At 72.9% G+C, this 16,557-nt stretch carries 15 protein-coding genes; 9 read left to right on the top strand and 6 right to left on the bottom strand.

Features of this window, described 5'->3' with window-relative positions:
• The 4 genes from V2J63_RS00835 (at position 1) to V2J63_RS00820 (ending at position 4,303) form a co-directional block, all read left to right on the top strand.
• Entirely contained in the window at positions 1 to 348 is a 348-nt protein-coding gene (locus V2J63_RS00835; protein ID WP_331229084.1) for an L-rhamnose mutarotase, read from the top strand.
• A complete protein-coding gene (gene rhaI / locus V2J63_RS00830) occupies positions 345 to 1,520 on the top strand; it encodes an L-rhamnose isomerase (protein WP_331229083.1) in 1,176 nt (391 codons plus the stop codon). The genes V2J63_RS00835 and rhaI overlap by 4 nt, the downstream gene beginning before the upstream one ends.
• 72 nt (positions 1,521 to 1,592) lie before the next feature.
• Positions 1,593 to 3,647: a bifunctional aldolase/short-chain dehydrogenase gene (locus V2J63_RS00825; RefSeq protein ID WP_331229082.1), complete on the top strand. Its 2,055-nt coding sequence runs from the start codon at positions 1,593 to 1,595 to the stop codon at positions 3,645 to 3,647.
• 98 nt (positions 3,648 to 3,745) lie between these two features.
• Positions 3,746 to 4,303 carry an amino-acid N-acetyltransferase gene (locus V2J63_RS00820; RefSeq protein WP_434056255.1) on the top strand — a complete coding sequence of 186 codons (558 nt, stop codon included), beginning with the start codon at positions 3,746 to 3,748 and terminating at the stop codon, positions 4,301 to 4,303.
• Here V2J63_RS00820 and V2J63_RS00815 read toward each other — a convergent pair.
• Both V2J63_RS00815 and V2J63_RS00810 read right to left on the bottom strand, forming a co-directional pair.
• A complete protein-coding gene (locus tag V2J63_RS00815; RefSeq protein WP_331229080.1) occupies positions 4,300 to 4,740 on the bottom strand; it encodes a hypothetical protein in 441 nt (146 codons plus the stop codon). The genes V2J63_RS00820 and V2J63_RS00815 overlap by 4 nt on opposite strands.
• A 38-nt stretch (positions 4,741 to 4,778) precedes the next feature.
• Positions 4,779 to 5,684: an HhH-GPD family protein gene (locus V2J63_RS00810; protein WP_331229079.1), complete on the bottom strand. Its 906-nt coding sequence runs from the start codon at positions 5,682 to 5,684 to the stop codon at positions 4,779 to 4,781.
• 84 nt (positions 5,685 to 5,768) lie between these two features.
• Between V2J63_RS00810 and V2J63_RS00805 the strand changes: the two genes are divergently transcribed.
• The gene (locus V2J63_RS00805; RefSeq protein ID WP_331229078.1) at positions 5,769 to 6,524 is read left to right on the top strand and encodes a hypothetical protein; all 756 of its coding nucleotides are present in this window, start codon (positions 5,769 to 5,771) and stop codon (positions 6,522 to 6,524) included.
• Positions 6,525 to 6,619: 95 nt separating this feature from the next.
• Here V2J63_RS00805 and disA read toward each other — a convergent pair whose 3' ends face one another.
• The 4 genes from disA to V2J63_RS00785 all read right to left on the bottom strand — a co-directional run bounded on the left by disA (position 6,620) and on the right by V2J63_RS00785 (position 11,317).
• Positions 6,620 to 7,696, bottom strand: coding sequence for a DNA integrity scanning diadenylate cyclase DisA (gene disA / locus V2J63_RS00800; protein ID WP_331229077.1), 1,077 nt, complete (start codon positions 7,694 to 7,696; stop codon positions 6,620 to 6,622).
• 164 nt (positions 7,697 to 7,860) lie between these two features.
• The gene (gene radA, locus V2J63_RS00795) at positions 7,861 to 9,267 is read right to left on the bottom strand and encodes a DNA repair protein RadA (RefSeq protein ID WP_331229076.1); all 1,407 of its coding nucleotides are present in this window, start codon (positions 9,265 to 9,267) and stop codon (positions 7,861 to 7,863) included.
• Between the two features lie 86 nt (positions 9,268 to 9,353).
• Positions 9,354 to 10,262, bottom strand: coding sequence for an aldose-1-epimerase (locus V2J63_RS00790; protein WP_331229075.1), 909 nt, complete (start codon positions 10,260 to 10,262; stop codon positions 9,354 to 9,356).
• 65 nt (positions 10,263 to 10,327) lie between these two features.
• Positions 10,328 to 11,317 carry a LacI family DNA-binding transcriptional regulator gene (locus V2J63_RS00785; protein ID WP_331229656.1) on the bottom strand — a complete coding sequence of 330 codons (990 nt, stop codon included), beginning with the start codon at positions 11,315 to 11,317 and terminating at the stop codon, positions 10,328 to 10,330.
• A 299-nt stretch (positions 11,318 to 11,616) separates the two neighbouring features.
• On the opposite strand from V2J63_RS00785, the gene V2J63_RS00780 reads away from it, so the two are divergent.
• The 4 genes from V2J63_RS00780 to V2J63_RS00765 all read left to right on the top strand — a co-directional run bounded on the left by V2J63_RS00780 (position 11,617) and on the right by V2J63_RS00765 (position 16,518).
• The gene (locus V2J63_RS00780; protein ID WP_331229074.1) at positions 11,617 to 12,633 is read left to right on the top strand and encodes an ABC transporter substrate-binding protein; all 1,017 of its coding nucleotides are present in this window, start codon (positions 11,617 to 11,619) and stop codon (positions 12,631 to 12,633) included.
• 161 nt (positions 12,634 to 12,794) lie between these two features.
• Positions 12,795 to 14,360: a sugar ABC transporter ATP-binding protein gene (locus tag V2J63_RS00775; RefSeq protein WP_331229073.1), complete on the top strand. Its 1,566-nt coding sequence runs from the start codon at positions 12,795 to 12,797 to the stop codon at positions 14,358 to 14,360.
• Positions 14,357 to 15,436, top strand: coding sequence for an ABC transporter permease (locus tag V2J63_RS00770; protein WP_331229072.1), 1,080 nt, complete (start codon positions 14,357 to 14,359; stop codon positions 15,434 to 15,436). Before V2J63_RS00775 ends, V2J63_RS00770 begins: the two co-directional genes overlap by 4 nt.
• The gene (locus V2J63_RS00765; protein WP_331229071.1) at positions 15,436 to 16,518 is read left to right on the top strand and encodes an ABC transporter permease subunit; all 1,083 of its coding nucleotides are present in this window, start codon (positions 15,436 to 15,438) and stop codon (positions 16,516 to 16,518) included. The genes V2J63_RS00770 and V2J63_RS00765 overlap by 1 nt, the downstream gene beginning before the upstream one ends.
• The last annotated feature ends 39 nt before the right edge of the window (positions 16,519 to 16,557 follow it).

Raw genomic sequence — 16,557 nt, 5'->3', positions numbered from 1 at the left:
ATGAAGCGCTACTGCCTGCTCGCGCGCGTCAAGCCTGAGCGCACCGCGGAGTACCGGGCCCGCCACGCGGCGGTGTGGCCGGAGATGCTCCAGGCCCTGCACGAGTCGGGGTGGCGCAACTACTCCCTGTTCCTGGCACCGGACGGGCTGCTCGTCGGGTACGTCGAGACCGAGGACCTTCCCGCAGCCCAGCGGGCGATGGCCGCCACCGCGGTCAACGCCCGCTGGCAGGCGGAGATGGCCGAGTTCTTCGACGCCGACGACGCGCGGCGCCCCGACGAGCAGTTCGTCCCCTTGGAACCACTGTTCAACCTCGAGGACCAACGACAGAAAGCTGGCTTGACATGACGGCCACCCCGCCCCCCGGCGATGTGCTCGCACCGCTGCGAGAGCAGACCATCGAGCTGCCCTCGTGGGCGTTCGGCAACGCCGGCACCCGCTTCAAGGTGTTCGGCCACCCCGGCGTCCCCCGCGACCCGTACGAGAAGATCGCGGATGCCGCGCAGGTGCACCGGTACACCGGGGCGGCGCCCCGGGTGGCCCTCCACATCCCGTGGGACCTCGTCGACGACTTCGCCGACCTGAGCCGCTACGCCGAGGACCAGGGGGTGAGCCTGGGGACGATCAACTCGAACGTCTTCCAGGACGACGACTACATGCTGGGCTCGCTGTGCCACCCTGAGGAGCGCGTCCGCCGCAAGGCCGTCGCGCACCACCTGCACTGCATCGACATCATGCGCGAGACGGGCTCGACCGAGCTGAAGATCTGGCTCGCCGACGGCCTCAACTACCCCGGCCAGGACGACCTGCGCGCACGCCAGGACCGCATGGCCGAGGGGCTCGCAGAGATCTACGCCGCGCTCGACGAGGACCACCGGCTCGTGCTCGAGTACAAGTTCTTCGAGCCCGCCTTCTACGCCACCGACGTGCCGGACTGGGGCACCTCGCTCCTGCACTGCATGGCGCTCGGGGAGCGGGCCATGGTGGTCCTCGACACCGGCCACCACGCGCCGGGGACGAACATCGAGTTCATCGTCATGCAGCTCCTGCGCGTCGGCCGGCTCGGCGCGTTCGACTTCAACTCCCGCTTCTACGCCGACGACGACCTCATCGTCGGCGCGGCGGACCCCTTCCAGCTCTTCCGCATCATGAACGAGATCGTCGCCGGCGGTGCTCTCGACCCCGCCTCGGGCGTCAACTTCATGCTCGACCAGAACCACAGCATCGAGCCGAAGATCCCCGGGCAGATCCGGTCCGTCATGAACGTCCAGGAGGCCACCGCCAAGGCGCTCCTCGTCGACCGCGACGCGCTGCGCACCGCGCAGCTCGCGGGGGACGTCCTCGGCGCGAACGGCGTCCTCATGGACGCCTACAACCGTGACGTCCGTCCGCTCCTCGCCGGGATGCGCGAGGAGCGGGGCCTCGCCCCGGACCCCATGGCCGCGTTCCTGGCTTCGGGCTACGCCGACAAGATCGCCGCCGAGCGCATCGGCGGCACGCAGGCCGGCTGGGGCGCCTGACCCGAGGCACCCCCACCACGCACCGGCGCCGGCGAGCACGCCGCGCGCCCCACCACCGGAAAGGCTTGACCGATGACCCACCCCGACGTCGCCGCGCTCGTCGCCCGCTCGAACCGGCTCGGCTCGGACCCACGCAACACGAACTTCGCCGGTGGCAACACCTCGGCGAAGGGCACCGGCACCGACCCCGTCACCGGGCGCGAGGTCGAGCTGTGCTGGGTCAAGGGCTCGGGCGGTGACCTCGGCACGCTCACGGCCGCCGGCCTCGCCGTGCTCCGCGTGGACCGGGTCCGTTCCCTCGTCGACGTCTACCCGGGCGTCGAGCGTGAGGACGAGATGGTCGCCGCGTTCGACTACTGCCTCCACGGCAAGGGCGGGGCGGCGCCGAGCATCGACACCGCGATGCACGCACTCGTCGACGCGGCGCACGTGGACCACCTCCACCCGGACTCCGGGATCGCGCTCGCGACGGCCGCCGACGGCGAGGCCCTCACCGCGGAGTGCTTCGGCGACCGCGTCGTGTGGGTGCCGTGGCGGCGCCCGGGCTTCCAGCTCGGGCTCGACATCGCGCGGATCAAGGCGGAGAACCCCGCCGCCATCGGGTGCGTCCTCGGCGGGCACGGGATCACCGCCTGGGGTACGACGAGCGAGGAGAGCGAGGCGAACTCCCTCGAGATCATCCGCAGGGCCGAGGAGTTCATCGCCGAGCGGACGCAGCGCCTGGCCGAGGCCGGTGAGCACCCGTTCGGACTGGTCCGCCCCGGGTACGAGGCGCTCCCCGAGGACGAGCGGCGCGCGCGTGCCGCCGCCCTCGCGCCCGTCGTCCGGGGCCTGGCCTCGACCGACGCCGCGCAGGTCGGCCACGTCACCGACACGGACGTCGTCCTCGACTTCCTCGCCCGGGAGAAGCTCGCCCACCTCGCCGAGCTCGGCACCTCCTGCCCCGACCACTTCCTGCGGACGAAGGTCAAGCCCCTCGTCGTCGACCTGCCCGCCGGCGCCCCGCTCGAGGACGTCGTCGCCCGGCTGCGCGAGCTCCACGAGGCCTACCGCGCCGACTACCGCGCCTACTACGAGCGGCACGCCGAGCCGGGCACCCCGGCGATGCGCGGGGCGGACCCTGCGATCGTCCTCGTGCCGGGCGTCGGGATGTTCTCCTTCGGCAAGAACAAGCAGACCGCCCGCGTGGCCGGGGAGTTCTACGTCAACGCCATCAACGTCATGCGCGGCGCCGAGGCGATCTCCACCTACGCCCCCATCCCCGAGAGCGAGAAGTTCCGCATCGAGTACTGGGCGCTCGAGGAGGCCAAGCTCGCGCGCATGCCCCGGCCGAAGCCGCTCGCCGCGCGCGTCGCGCTCGTCACCGGCGCCGGGTCGGGCATCGGCAAGGCCATCGCGCAGCGCCTCGCCGCCGAGGGCGCGTGCGTCGTCGTCGGGGACGTCAACCTCGAGGGCGCGCAGGAGGTCGCGGCTGAGCTCGGCGGCCCCGACATCGCCGTGGCGGTGCGTGCCGACGTGACGAGCGAGGACCAGGTGGCCGCCCTCGTCGAGGCCGCGGCGCTCGCGTTCGGGGGCGTCGACCTCGTCGTCAACAACGCCGGGCTGTCGATCTCCAAGCCGCTGCTCGAGACGACGACGAAGGACTGGGACCTCCAGCACGACGTCATGGCCCGGGGCTCCTTCCTCGTGGCCCGGGAGGCCGCGCGGGCGATGATCGCCCAGGGGATGGGCGGGGACATCGTGTACATCGCCTCGAAGAACTCCCTCTTCGCCGGGCCGAACAACATCGCGTACTCGGCGACGAAGGCAGACCAGGCCCACCAGGTGCGCCTCCTCGCCGCCGAGCTCGGGGAGCACGGCATCCGGGTCAACGGCGTCAACCCCGACGGCGTCGTCCGCGGGTCCGGCATCTTCGCCGCCGGCTGGGGCGCGCAGCGCGCCAAGGTGTACGGCGTCGCCGAGGAGGACCTCGGCAAGTACTACGCCGGGCGGACCCTGCTCAAGCAGGAGGTCCTGCCCGAGCACGTCGCGGCCGCCGTGTACGCCCTCACCGGGCCCGACCTCGTCCAGACGACGGGGCTCCACGTGCCCGTCGACTCCGGCGTCGCGGCCGCGTTCCTGCGCTAGCCGCCACCGGCGCCGCCCGTCACGCGGGCGGCGCCGCCGGCTCAGGCCGCGATCGCCCGCCGTGCCGACGGGCGATGGTCGCCGTCCGTGGAAAGATCATGGGGATGAGCAGCAGCAGCGGCGGCCGGCCCGAGGGCGGGGACGAGCCCCGCGTCGTCGTCCGGCAGGCGCTCCCGGCCGACGCCCGGCGCATCCGCGAGATCGTCGCGCCGTACGCCGAGGCGGGCATCCTCATCGAGAAGGACCTCATCACGTACTTCGAGTCGATCCAGGAGTTCGTCGTCGCGGAGGTGCCCGACGGGGACGAGTGGGTCGTCGTCGGCTGCGGTGCCCTCCACGTCCTGTGGGACGACATCGGCGAGGTACGCACCCTCGCCGTCGACCGACCCTTCCTGCGCCGAGGCGTGGGCCGCCACGTCCTCGAGACGCTCCTCGAGCGCGCCCGCACGCTGGGCCTGCGGCGAGCCTTCTGCCTGACGTTCGAGGTCGACTTCTTCGCCGGTCACGGCTTCCGGACCATCGAGGGCACCCCGGTGGGCACCGACGTCTACGGCGAGATGCTCCGCTCCCACGACGACGGCGTCGCCGAGTTCCTCGACCTCGCGCGGGTCAAGCCGAACACGTTGGGCAACACGCGGATGCTCCTCGAGCTCTAGGTGGCGAGCCGTCGGCGCACGACGGCGAGGACGGCGGCGAGCTGGGCGGTGACGAGCGCGAGGGCGAGCGTCATGAGCGCGGCACCCGGGCGGGCGACGACCCACGCCGTCGCCCCGGCGACGCACGCCACGAGCACGAGCCGGGCGAGGAGGCCGAGGATCGCGTGGGTGCGTGCGAGGGCGGGGGCGGGTCCCGAACCCCGGAGCACCGCTCGCAACGCGGCCGCCGCGACGCCCGCTCCGACGAGCGCGAGGAGCTGTCCCGAGCCGAGGAGGGTGACGGCCGGCCACGCGGCACCGGCGTCGTCGCCCGCGAGGAGCACGGCGCCGACCGCGAAGACACCGAGGACGAGGCACGCGGCCCCGCACGCGACGAGCGCGTCGCGCAGCCCGCGCACGGCGCGCGCCACACGGACGTCCTCCGGCTCGGTCTCCACCTGAGAACCCTAGTGGGGCCGGGTGCGGGGTGAGGGGGTCAGGGGAGGGCGTAGCGCGGGTCGTGCGTCCCCTGGGTCTGGGCGACGAGGCCGTCCCGCACGAGCGAGTCGAGCGCGCGGCCGGCCTGCTCGGCGTCGCCGCCCGTCGGCACACCCCCGTGGGCGAGGAGCTCGGAGCGCCCGATGTGGGCACCGGCCGGGAGCGCGCGGAGGACGGCCATGAGCCGGCCCCGGACCTGGCGGTCCGTCCCCTCCCAGGGCTGCTGGCGCCGCCGCGCGGCATGGGCGTCAGCTGGCCGGCCCGCCGCTAGCCACCGGCACCCCGCGGAGACGGGGCACGCACCGCAGTCCGGCGAGCGCGCGGTGCACACGAGCGCGCCGAGCTCCATGACGGCGGCGTTCCACCGGGCCGACTCTTCCGCCTCCTCGGGCACGAGCGCCTCGGCCCGAGCGGTCTCGGCACGGGTGAGCGAGGGGGAGGGGAGGGCGACGCCGTCGGCCACCCGCACGAGGACGCGCCGCACGTTGGTGTCGAGGACGACCGCCCGCTGCCCGTGGGCGAAGGCGGCGACGGCAGCGGCCGTGTAGGCGCCGATGCCAGGCAGGGCGAGGAGATCCTCCTCACCCACCGGGACGACGCCCCCGTGGCGGGCGACGACGGCGCTCGCGCACTCCCGCAGCCGGAGGGCGCGGCGCGGGTAGCCGAGCCGGTCCCACGCTCGGAGCACGTCGGCCGGGGACGCCGCGGCGAGCGCCTCGGGGGTGGGCCAGCGGTCCATCCACGCGCGCCACGCCGGCTCGACCCGCGCGACGGGCGTCTGCTGCGACATGACCTCACTGACGAGCACGGCCCAGGCGCTCGTCCCCGGCTCGCGCCAGGGCAGCGGGCGGGCGTTCGCGTCGAACCAGTCGATGACGGCGCGGTGGAGGTCGGCGGGGCGCATCGCCGACCAGTGTGCCCGCTCCCACGCGCGTCCGACGGCGCGCCACGTCCGGCGCCGGCCCGCGCGCGTCGTACGGTCTGAGGCGTGGTGAGCAGACGGGACGCGGGCACGCCGGACGCGCGAGGTGGTGGCGCGCGCTCGCGACCGCAGCGTCCCACGGGCGGCACGCCCGCGGGGCCCGCCCCGCGCTCGGGACCCGCCCGCGCCGCCCGCGGCACCCGTCCGGCTCCCGCGACCCGGCCCGCCGGCCGCCCCGGCGGCTCCGGATCGCCGCCGTCGGCGGCCGTCTACCGGCGCCGCCGGCTCGTCGTCCTCGTCCTCACGGTGCTCGCCGTCGCCGGCATCGCGTGGGGAGCGGTCTCGCTCGTCGGTGCCCTCGGCGGCCGTGACGCGGACGCCGCGCCCGTAGCAGACCCGACCGGCGAGGAGACGGAGGCCGCCCCGGCGGGCGACCCGCAGGCGTGCGCGGGCGACGCCGTCGGCGTCGACCTCGGTGTCCCGAGCTCGACCTCCGCAGGTCGGGGCCTGAGCATCGCCCTCGGCGTGACGAACGAGGGAGAGGTCCCGTGCCTGCTCGACGCCGGTCCGGCCGCCCTCGTCGTCACGATCGCCTCCGGCGAGGACGAGGTGTGGTCCTCCGCGCACTGCGCCGGCGAGGCCGAGCGCCCGCTCCTCCTCGACGCCGGCGCCACGCACGAGACGACCGTTCGCTGGCCCGGGACCCGCTCCGCCGCCGGGTGCCCAGGGGACCAGGCCGTCGCGGGGGCGGGGACCTACCGTGTGACGGTGGCGACGGGGGCCCGGGCCGCCGGGCCCGGGAGCGTCTTCACCATCGGGTGACGTGCCCGTCAGGGGCGCCGCGTGGTCGGCGCGCCTGTGCGCGGTGCCGGTCACCGCTGCGGCGCGACGCCCGGCGGGCTCTCCCCACCGCCAGGTCAGACGTAGCGCTCGAGGATGGAGGACTCAGCGAGCCGGGAGAGCCCCTCCCGCACGCTCCGCGCGCGCTGCGGGCCCACGCCCTCGACGGCCTGGAGGTCGTCGGTGCCGGCGGCGAGCAGCTTCTGCAGCGACCCGACCTGCTCGACGAGCGCGGTGACGACGGTGGAGGGCAGGCGCGGCACCTTCGACAGCATCCGGTAGCCGCGCGGGGACAGCGGGTCGTCGAGGGACTCGCCGTCGCGGCCGCCGACGCCGAGCGCCCGCGCGATGGCGGGCATGTCGATGAGCTCGCTCGAGCTCAACGACTCGAGCTGAGCGAGGACGGACTCGACGCTGCCTGCGCGAGGGTCCATGTAGTCGCGGACGACGAGCTCGCGGTCCGGCGCGATGCCGCCGATGAGCTCTTCGAGCTGGAGGGAGAGGAGGCGGCCGTCCGTGCCGAGCTCGACGACGTAGCCCGCGATCTCCTCCGAGATCCGGGAGACCATCTCGAGGCGCTGCATGACGGCGGTGACGTCGCGGGTGGTGACGAGGTCCTCGATCTCGAGCGCCGACAGCGTCCCGGCGACCTCGTCGAGGCGGGCCTTGTAGCGCTCGAGGGTGGCGAGGGCCTGGTGGGCCCGGGAGAGGATGACGTCCGAGTTCTCCACGACGTGACGCTGGTGGTCGACGTAGAGGGCGACGATCCGCATCGACTGGCTCACCGTGATGACGGGGTAACCGGTCTGCTTCGACGCGCGCTCGGCCGTGCGGTGGCGCATGCCCGACTCGCTCGTCTCGACGGACGTGTCCGGCATGAGCTGGACGTTCGCCCGGCGGATGCGCTTGTTGGCGAAGTCGACGACGACCGCGCCGTCCATCTTCGCGAGCTCGCGCAGGCGGGTGGCGGAGAACTCGACGTCGAGGGCGAAACCGCCGGAGCAGATGCTCTCGACGACGTCGTCGTAGCCGAGGACGATGAGCGCGCCGGTTCGACCGCGCAAGATCCGCTCCAGCCCGTCGCGCAGCTCGGTGCCTGGGGCGACAGCCTGGAGCGTCGGACGCAGAAGTCCGTCCTGTGGAGCCTCGGGCACGTCTCGCCTCTTCCTGGGGGAGGCCGTCTTCGCCGCGCCGTGGTCGGCTTTCCCCCGACCGTCATCCTAGGGGACTGACGCCGTCGGACCAGGGCGGCTCACCGGTCGGCACCGGTGCCCGCGTACGGCGGTCGCGTGGCTGCGGCGTCGCTCGCACGCGGGCGTCAGCCGGGTGCCGCCCCGCCGGCCCGGCGGGCAGCGCCGGCCGCGGCCGCGACGGCCTCGCTCACGTCGCCGACCGGGCACACCTCGATACCGGCCACCGGCTGCAGGTCCTGGGCCCCGTTGCGCGGGACGAGCACGCGGCGGAACCCGAGCCGCGCCGCCTCGGCGAGCCGGCGCTGGATGCCGACGGTCGCGCGGACGTCCCCCGTCAGCCCCACCTCCCCGACGGCGACGACCCCCTCGGCGAGCGCGGTGCCGTGCGCCGCACTCGCGACGGCGAGGGCGACGGCGAGGTCGACGGCGGGCTCGGCGGCGCGCGCCCCGCCGACGGTCGAGACGTAGACGTCCGCTGTGCCGAGCGGCAGCCTGAGGTGGGACTGCAGGACCGCGAGCGTCATCGTCACGCGCGGGGAGTCGAGGCCCGACGTCGTCCGACGGGGGTTGCTCAGCGACGTCGGCGCGACGAGCGCCTGGATCTCGGTCGGCATGGGTCGCCGGCCCTCAAGGGTGATCGTCACGCAGGTCCCCGGGACGGGGGTCCGGGAGCCGGAGAGGAAGAGGCCGGAGGGGTCGGGCAGGCCGGTGATGCCCGTGTCGGTGAGGTCGAAGCACCCGACCTCGTCCGTGGCGCCGTACCGGTTCTTCGTCGCGCGGACCATGCGGAGCCGGGAGTGGCGCTCGCCCTCGAACTGGCAGACGACGTCGACGAGGTGCTCGAGCACCCGCGGCCCGGCGATCGCGCCGTCCTTCGTCACGTGCCCGACGAGGATGACGGGCGTCGCCGTGCGCTTCGCAACCGCGATGAGCGCGGCGGCGACCTCGCGGACCTGGCTCACCCCGCCGGCCGAGCCGTCGACGTCGGCGGACGCGATCGTCTGGACCGAGTCGACGACGACGAGCGCCGGCGCGGAGCTCTCGATGTGCCCGAGCACGGTGGCGAGGTCGCTCTCGGCCGCGAGGAGGAGGGTCGGCGCGAGCGCACCGATGCGCTCCGCGCGCAGGCGCACCTGGCTCGCCGACTCCTCCCCGGTCACGTAGAGGACGCTCCGCCCGGACCTCGTGGCGGTGCGGGCCGCGACGTCGAGCAGGAGGGTCGACTTGCCCACGCCCGGTTCGCCCGCCAAGAGGACGACGGCGCCGGGCACGATCCCCCCGCCGAGGACGCGGTCGAGCTCCCCGACGCCGGTGGGGCGGGCGCGGGCCGTCTCGACGTCGACGTCACCGATCGGCTGGGCGGCGACGGCCGGGGCGAGCGCGGTGCGTGTGCGCGCCGGGGTGGCCCCGACCTCCTCCACCGTCCCCCACGTCTGGCACTCACCGCACCGGCCGACCCACTTGGCGGCCGTCCAGCCGCACTCGGTGCACCGGTAGCGGGCGGTCCGCGCGGACCGGGTGGAGGAGCTCATGCGCCCACGGTAGGCGGCGGCGCCGACAACACCTGCGACAGGGATCCGCAGCGGCGGACTCCCAGGCCGGGAACGTCGCGTCCGCCTCAGGACCCCAGCGTCGCGTCGATCGAGAGCGCGAGGGTGTGCGAGGCGCCGGGGGCGAGCTCGACGAGGTCGGTGCCGGAGTTGAAGGCGTCCGGCGGGCACGTCATGGGCTCGACGGCGACGCCGCGCCGACCCACCTTCTCGCCCGTGTAGACCTGCACCCACGGCGCGTCCGCCCGCATGCGCGCGGTCAGCCCCGTCGCGGGGTCGGTCAGCGTGACGGCCCAGTCCACGGCGGGCAGCCCCGTGTACGCGTGGTCGATCTGGCGCGCGCCGAGCGGGGCGGGTGCACGCAGGTCGAGCTCGGTGCCGTCGACGTCCACGGATGCCCGCGGGCGCATCCGCTCGTCGACCTCGAGCACCTGCGTGGCGGGCGTGACGAGGACGCACTCGTCGACGGGCGTGCCGTCGCACGTGAGGTACGGGTGGGTGGACGCGCCGTAGGGCGCGACGTCGGCGCCCAGGTTCGTCGTCGTGATCGTCGTCGTCAGGCCCGACCCGGGAGCGAGCGCGTACCGGACGCTCGAGCGCAGCCAGAAGGGGTAGCCGTACTGCGGGGCGATGTCCGTCTGCATCGTCACCGCCGCCTCGTCCGCCTCGACGACGTCCCACGCGACCCAGCACGCGAGGCCGTGGAGGGCCGCGTTCGTCGCGTGCTCGTTGACGGGGAGCTCGTGGGTGACGCCGTCGCGGACGTAGCGGCCGTCGCTCACCCGGTTGGGCCACGGGACGAGCGTCTTGCCGAGGTAGGCCGGCGGCATCGCGTCGGGCTCGTGGGCGACGACGAGGTCCTTGCCCCGCCACGTGAGTCGCGCGAGGCCGGCGCCGACGCTGACGACGGTCGCGGTGTAGTCGCCTGCCGCGAGCCGGATGGTGCGGCCCCCCGGCCCTGTCGTCGTCGCGCTCATGGGACTCCTCTTCTCGTGCCGGCGTGGCCGGGGCGGTGGTGGTACGTGCGCGTGGGGCGGGCGGCTCAGCCCTGCGTGTGCGCGCCCGAGGAGGCGCGGACGATGAGCTCGGGCCGGCTCAGCAGGGGAGCGGGCGACCCGCCGTCGAGGGCGGTGAGGAGCGCCTCCATGACCTGGTGGCCCACCTCCTGGAAGGGCTGGCGCACGGTCGTCAGCGGAGGCTCGTAGAAGTCGCTGCCGGAGATGTCGTCGTACCCGACGACGGCGACGTCGTCGGGCATCCGCACCCCGGCCTCGTGGAAGGCGCGCATCATGCCGAGCGCAAGGAGGTCGTTGGCGGTGAAGACAGCCGTCGGCAGCACGCGGCCGCTCAGCATCCGCTGGGCCGCCGCGTACCCCTGGGCGGAGTCCCACCCGCCCTCGATCGGCTCGGGGACGTCGAGCCCCGCGGCCTCGAGCTCGGCGCGCCACCCGGCGAGCCGGGCGCGCGCGTCGAACCAGTTGAACGGCCCGGCGACGTGGGCGATGTGGCGGTGGCCGAGGTCGATGAGGTGCCGGGTGGCGTCCCGCGCACCCTGCTCGTGGTCGATGGCGACCACGTGGAGCGGCGCCGGCGTCGTCAGGCCGGTCGCGATGACGATGATGGGGAGCGAGCCGGCGAGGCCCCGGGCGGCGTCGGCGAACTCCGTCGTCGGTGCCACGACGACGACGCCCTCGACCCCGTGGTCGAGGAAGAACTCGAGGACGTCGTGCGGGCTGGCCGCGGCGTCCACGGTGCCTGCGGTGAGGATCGCGTAACCGGCCGCCCGCGCCGCGTCCTGGATCGCGACGGTCGTGTACGTCGGCCCGAAGCTCCGCGTGGCGGGGGTGACGACCCCGATCATGCGCGTCCTGCTCGTGGCGAGCGCACGCGCCGACATGTTGCGCCGGTAGCCGAGCTCGGCGATGGCGGCGCGGACCCGCTCCTGCGTCTCGGGGTGGACGAGGTCAGGGTGGTTGAGCACCCGCGAGACGGTCTGGTGCGACACGCCGGCACGGGCAGCCACGTCGGACATGACCGGGGCGCGCCTGGCCGCCACGTCTTCTCGTGTCCCGCTCACAGCTCTCCTACGTCGTCGTCGTTAGCGGCCGGGTCCCGCCGGAGCGGGCGCGCCGTGCGGCGACCCCGACCTCCTGGTGCTGGGCTGCCGAGCGTACCGCCGCCGGTTCTCGCACCGTGTCCGAACGGTTACCAGGCTGTTACCTGGAGTTGTTGACACCCTGCGATGTTAGCGCGCACACTGGGCCTCGACAGTCGGTACACCGCGTGGTGACTGCGACCAGCATCGTTGCTGATGCACTCGAGGAGGAGAGCATGTTCGGACTGAGGAACAACCGTCGACGGGCCACCATCGCCCTGGGTAGTGCGGCTCTGCTGGCGCTTGCCGGCTGTGGCGGCAGTGGCGGCGGAGACGACGAGACGGCGGACGCCGGGAGCACCGGTGGGGCCACGACCGGGAGCGGCGGCGACGAGCTCGTGCGCGTCGGCTTCTCGCAGCTGGGCGCCGAGAGCGGCTGGCGCACGGCCAACACGGAGTCGATCCAGGCCAGCCTGACGCCCGAGAACGGCATCGACATGACGTTCGTCGATGCCCAGCAGAGGCAGGAGAACCAGATCCGCGCCCTGCGTGACTTCGTCTCGCAGGACATGGACGTCATCGCGTTCTCCCCGGTCATCGAGACCGGGTGGGACCAGGTGCTCCAGGAGATCAAGGACGCCGGGATCCCCGTCGTCCTCGTCGACCGTACGGTCGAGACGACCGTCGAGGACCCGTTCGTCACATGGATCGGCTCGGACTTCCGCGCCGAGGGCGTGACCGCCGGCGAGTGGGTGGCGGAGAACTACCCGGACGCCAACATCTTCGAGCTCCAGGGCACGCTCGGCTCGGGCGCGCAGATCGACCGCCAGGAGGGCTTCCGCGAGGTCGTGGGGGACCAGGTCATCGGTGAGGCGAGTGGAAACTTCACGCGCGCCGAGGGTCGCACGGCCATGGAGGCCGCGCTCCAGGCCTACCCGGACCTCGACCTCGTCTTCTCGCACAACGACGACATGGGTCTCGGTGCCATCGAGGCCATCGAGGCGGCCGGGCTCGTCCCGGGCGAGGACATCCAGATCGTCGCGGTCGACGCGGTCAAGGACGGCATGCAGGCCCTCCTCGACGGCAAGTTCAACTACCTCGTCGAGTGCAACCCGGTCTTCGGGGACCAGCTCGCGGACCTCATCAAGGCCGTGCACGCCGGCGAGGAGGTCCCCGAGACGACGTACGTCGAGGAGACCGCCTTCGAGCAGGCGGACATCGACCAGGCGTTCGTGGACGCACGCCCGTACTGATGCACGCGGTGCCCGGGGGGCGCATCTGCTCCCCCGGGCGCAGACCCGGCCGGTACCGTCTGGCCGAAGGTGCGCGAGCCGGGCCCGCTGTGCGGGCCCGGCCCGCCACGCGGGCGCTGCCGCCCGCTGCACGTGACCCCACGGACGCTCGGAGGCCGTCGATGTCCCACCCCGCACCAGCCGATCCCGTCGTCGAGATCACGGGGATCCCCGCGGTCGAGATGACCGGGATCACCATCACCTTCCCGGGCGTCAAGGCGCTCGACGCGGTCGACTTCCGGCTCCTGCCGGGCGAGGTCCACGCCCTCATGGGCGAGAACGGCGCCGGGAAGTCCACCCTCATCAAGGCGCTCACCGGCGTCTACGGGATCGACTCCGGCCGCATCGTCGTCGGCGGCGCCGAGAGGCGGTTCTCCAACCCAGGTGAGGCGCAGAGCGCCGGCATCAGCACCGTGTACCAAGAGGTCAACCTCTGCGCGAACCTCACCGTCGGCGAGAACGTCATGCTCGGCCACGAGATCCGCACCGGTCCGTTCATCAACTGGCGTGCGACGCACCGCGAGGCAGCGCGCTTCCTCAAGGAGATGAACCTTGACATCGACCCCCGCTCACCGCTGACCGCGCACACGATCGCTGTCCAGCAGCTGTGCGCCATCGCGCGCGCGATCGTCGTCGACGCGAAGGTCCTCATCCTCGACGAGCCCACCTCGAGCCTGGCCAAGGCCGAGGTGGCCGAGCTCTTCCGAGTGATCCGCCAGCTCCGGAACAAGGGCGTGGCGATCCTCTTCGTCTCCCACTTCCTCGAGCAGGTCTACGAGATCTCCGACCGCATGACGATCCTGCGCAACGGCACCCTCGTGAGCGAGCACCGCACGGCGGAGCTGCCCCGGATGGAGCTCATCTCGAAGATGATCGGCCGGGCCGGAGACGCCTTCGAGGAGATCCAGGCCGAGGCGCGCGCCGTCGCGGCCCGCGACACCACCGCTGCGCCGCTCCTGCGCGCGGTCGGCGTGGGCAAGGACGGGTCGGTCCAGCCCTTCGACCTCGATCTGCACGCTGGGGAGATCGTCGGTTTCGCCGGGCTCCTCGGGTCGGGCCGCACGGAGGTGGCACGCCTGCTCGCCGGAGCCGACCGGCCGGACCACGGGACGATCGAGATCGACGGCTCGCCCGTCAAGATGACCTCCCCGCTCGTCGCGCTCAAGCACGACGTCGCCTTCTCGACGGAGGACCGCAAGAAGGAGGGCATCGTCGGGGACCTCACGGTCCGGGAGAACATGGCCCTCGCCCTCCAGGCGGGCCGCGGCACCTGGCGCCCGATCCCGCGCAAGGAGCTCGACGAGATCGTGGCGCGCTACATCAAGGCGCTCAACATCAACCCGCCGAACCCGAACGCCCTCATCAGGAACCTCTCCGGCGGCAACCAGCAGAAGGTGCTGCTGGCCCGCTGGCTCGCGACCGCGCCACGGCTCCTCATCCTCGACGAGCCCACGCGCGGCATCGACATCGGCGCCAAGGCCGAGATCCAGAAGCTTGTGGCGGACCTGTCGCGTGACGGCATGTCGGTCATCTTCATCTCCTCGGAGCTCGAGGAGGTCCTGCGCCTGAGCGAGCGCGTCGTCATCATGCGCGACCGCGAGAAGCTCGCCGAGGTGGTCAACGACGACGACATCGACTCGGGGACGATCCTCGAGACCATCGCCCAGAGCGGAGCGCGCGCATCATGACAGCGTCTACCGGCCGCAGCCGGTCAAACGGGAGCACGCTGCTCCGGGACATCAGCCACCACGGGCTGTTCTGGCCGGTCGTGGCACTCGTCGTCCTCGTCCTCGCCTGCGGGCTGCGGAGCCCGGGCTTCCTCGACGTCACCGTCCGCGACGGGAACCTCGTCGGGCAGCTCGTCGACATCGCCCGGAACAGCGCCACCCCCATGCTCCTCGCACTGGGCATGTGCCTCGTCATCGCGACCGGCGGGATCGACCTCTCGGTCGGCGCCGTCATGGCGATCTCGCTGGCCGTGTCCCTCGAGTACATCGACAACGCGGCTGACGGCGGGAGCCTCGGCACGGCGCTGACGGCGCTCCTGCTCGGGCTCGGCGTCGCGCTCCTCGTCGGCGTCTTCAACGGTTTCCTCGTCACCGTCCTCGGGATCCAACCCTTCATCGCGACGCTCATCCTCATGATCGCCGGGCGCGGCATCGCGATGCTCGTCACCCAGGGGCAGATCACCACGTCGACGAGCGCCCCGTTCAAGGCGATCGGCGCGGGCTACGTCCTCGGGATACCGACGCCGGTCATCATCGCGCTCGCCGTCTTCGTCCTGCTCAGCCTCCTCGTGCGGCGCACGGCCCTGGGCATGTTCCTCGAGTCCATCGGCATCAACGGTGAGGCGAGCCGGCTTGCGGGCGTCAAGGCGCGCAGCACGACGTGGATCGTCTACATCATCGCGGGCGTCCTCGCCGGGCTCGCCGGCATCGTCTACGGCTCCCCGACGATGGCGGCCGACGCCAACAACATCGGCCTCATGCGCGAGCTCGACGCGATCATGGTCGTCGTCCTCGGTGGCACGAAGCTCTCCGGCGGCCGCTTCTACCTCGGCGGTGTCGTCGTCGGTGCGCTCATCCTCAGCACCCTCGAGCGTGCCGTCATCATCTTCCACCTGCCCTCCGAGACGACGCCGCTGTTCAAGGCGATCGTCCTCATCGCCGTCACCGTGGCCGCGTCGCCCTTCCTGCGCGACCGCCTCCGGGCGCGGCGGGTCCGGGCAGAGCTGGTCCCCTCCCGAGAGAAGGTGGCAGCCTGATGTCTCGCACTGACACGGCGCGCACGACCCGCCCCGCGCAGGGGACCCCGCCCCAGGGCAAGACCGAGGGCGGAGCCCTCCAGCGGGTCCGCGGTGCGCTCGGCAACGTCGACCGGCGCTTCCTGCCGGTCATGGGCACGCTGCTGACGCTCGTCCTCATGCTCGTCATCGGCCAGGCGCGCTACAGCACGGAGACGACGAGCTTCGTCAGCATGCGGTTGTTCTCCAACCTCCTCGTCGACAACTCCTACCTGCTCGTCCTCGCCGTCGGGATGACCTTCGTCATCCTCACCGGTGGCATCGACCTGTCGGTGGGGGCGGTCGTCGCCCTCGTCGGCCTCGTCGTCGCACAGCTCCTCATCGCCGGGTTCCCGCTCCCCGTCGTGCTCGTCATCGGCGTCCTCGTCGGGACGATGTGCGGGCTGCTCATCGGGATCATGGTCCAGGTCTTCGACATCCAACCGTTCATCGCCTCGCTCGCGGTCATGTTCCTCGCGCGCGGCCTCGCCAACGTCGTGAGCGTCCAGTCGCTCGGCATCACCGACGAGGGTTTCGCCGCGCTCTCCTCGTGGAGCCTCCAGTTCGGTGAGGGAAGCGGGCTCTGGCGGATCAGCCTGAGCATGGTCATCGCCTTCGTGGTCCTCCTCTTCGGGTTCTACCTGCTCCACTACACGCGCTTCGGGCGCACGGTCTACGGCCTGGGCGCCGGTGACGACGGCTCGGCGGTCAAGCTCATGGGCCTGAGCGGGGAGCGCACGCGCATCCTCGTCTACGTCATCAGCGGCACGTGCGCCGGCATCGCCGGCATCCTCTTCGCCTTCTACACACGCTCAGGCTTCAACCTCACCGGCATCGGCATGGAGCTCGACGCGATCGCGGCCGTCGTCATCGGCGGCACGCTCCTCGCCGGTGGCGTCGGCTTCGTCATGGGTACCGGCGCCGGTGTGCTCGTGTACGGCCTCATCCAGGTGCTCATCGCCCGTGAAGGGCTCGACTCGTGGTGGACCCGCGTCTTCATCGGCATGGTCCTGCTCGCCTTCGTCGTCCTGCAGCGCGCCATCTCGGTGCGCCGCCGGACCTGACAGACGTCCGTCGGGCCGGGAGGCTGCCACCTCCCGGCC

It is taken from the genome of Georgenia wangjunii, from assembly GCF_036421975.1.
GTDB lineage: Bacteria > Actinomycetota > Actinomycetes > Actinomycetales > Actinomycetaceae > Georgenia_A > Georgenia_A wangjunii.
This window is presented reverse-complemented; position numbering and strand designations above follow the sequence as displayed.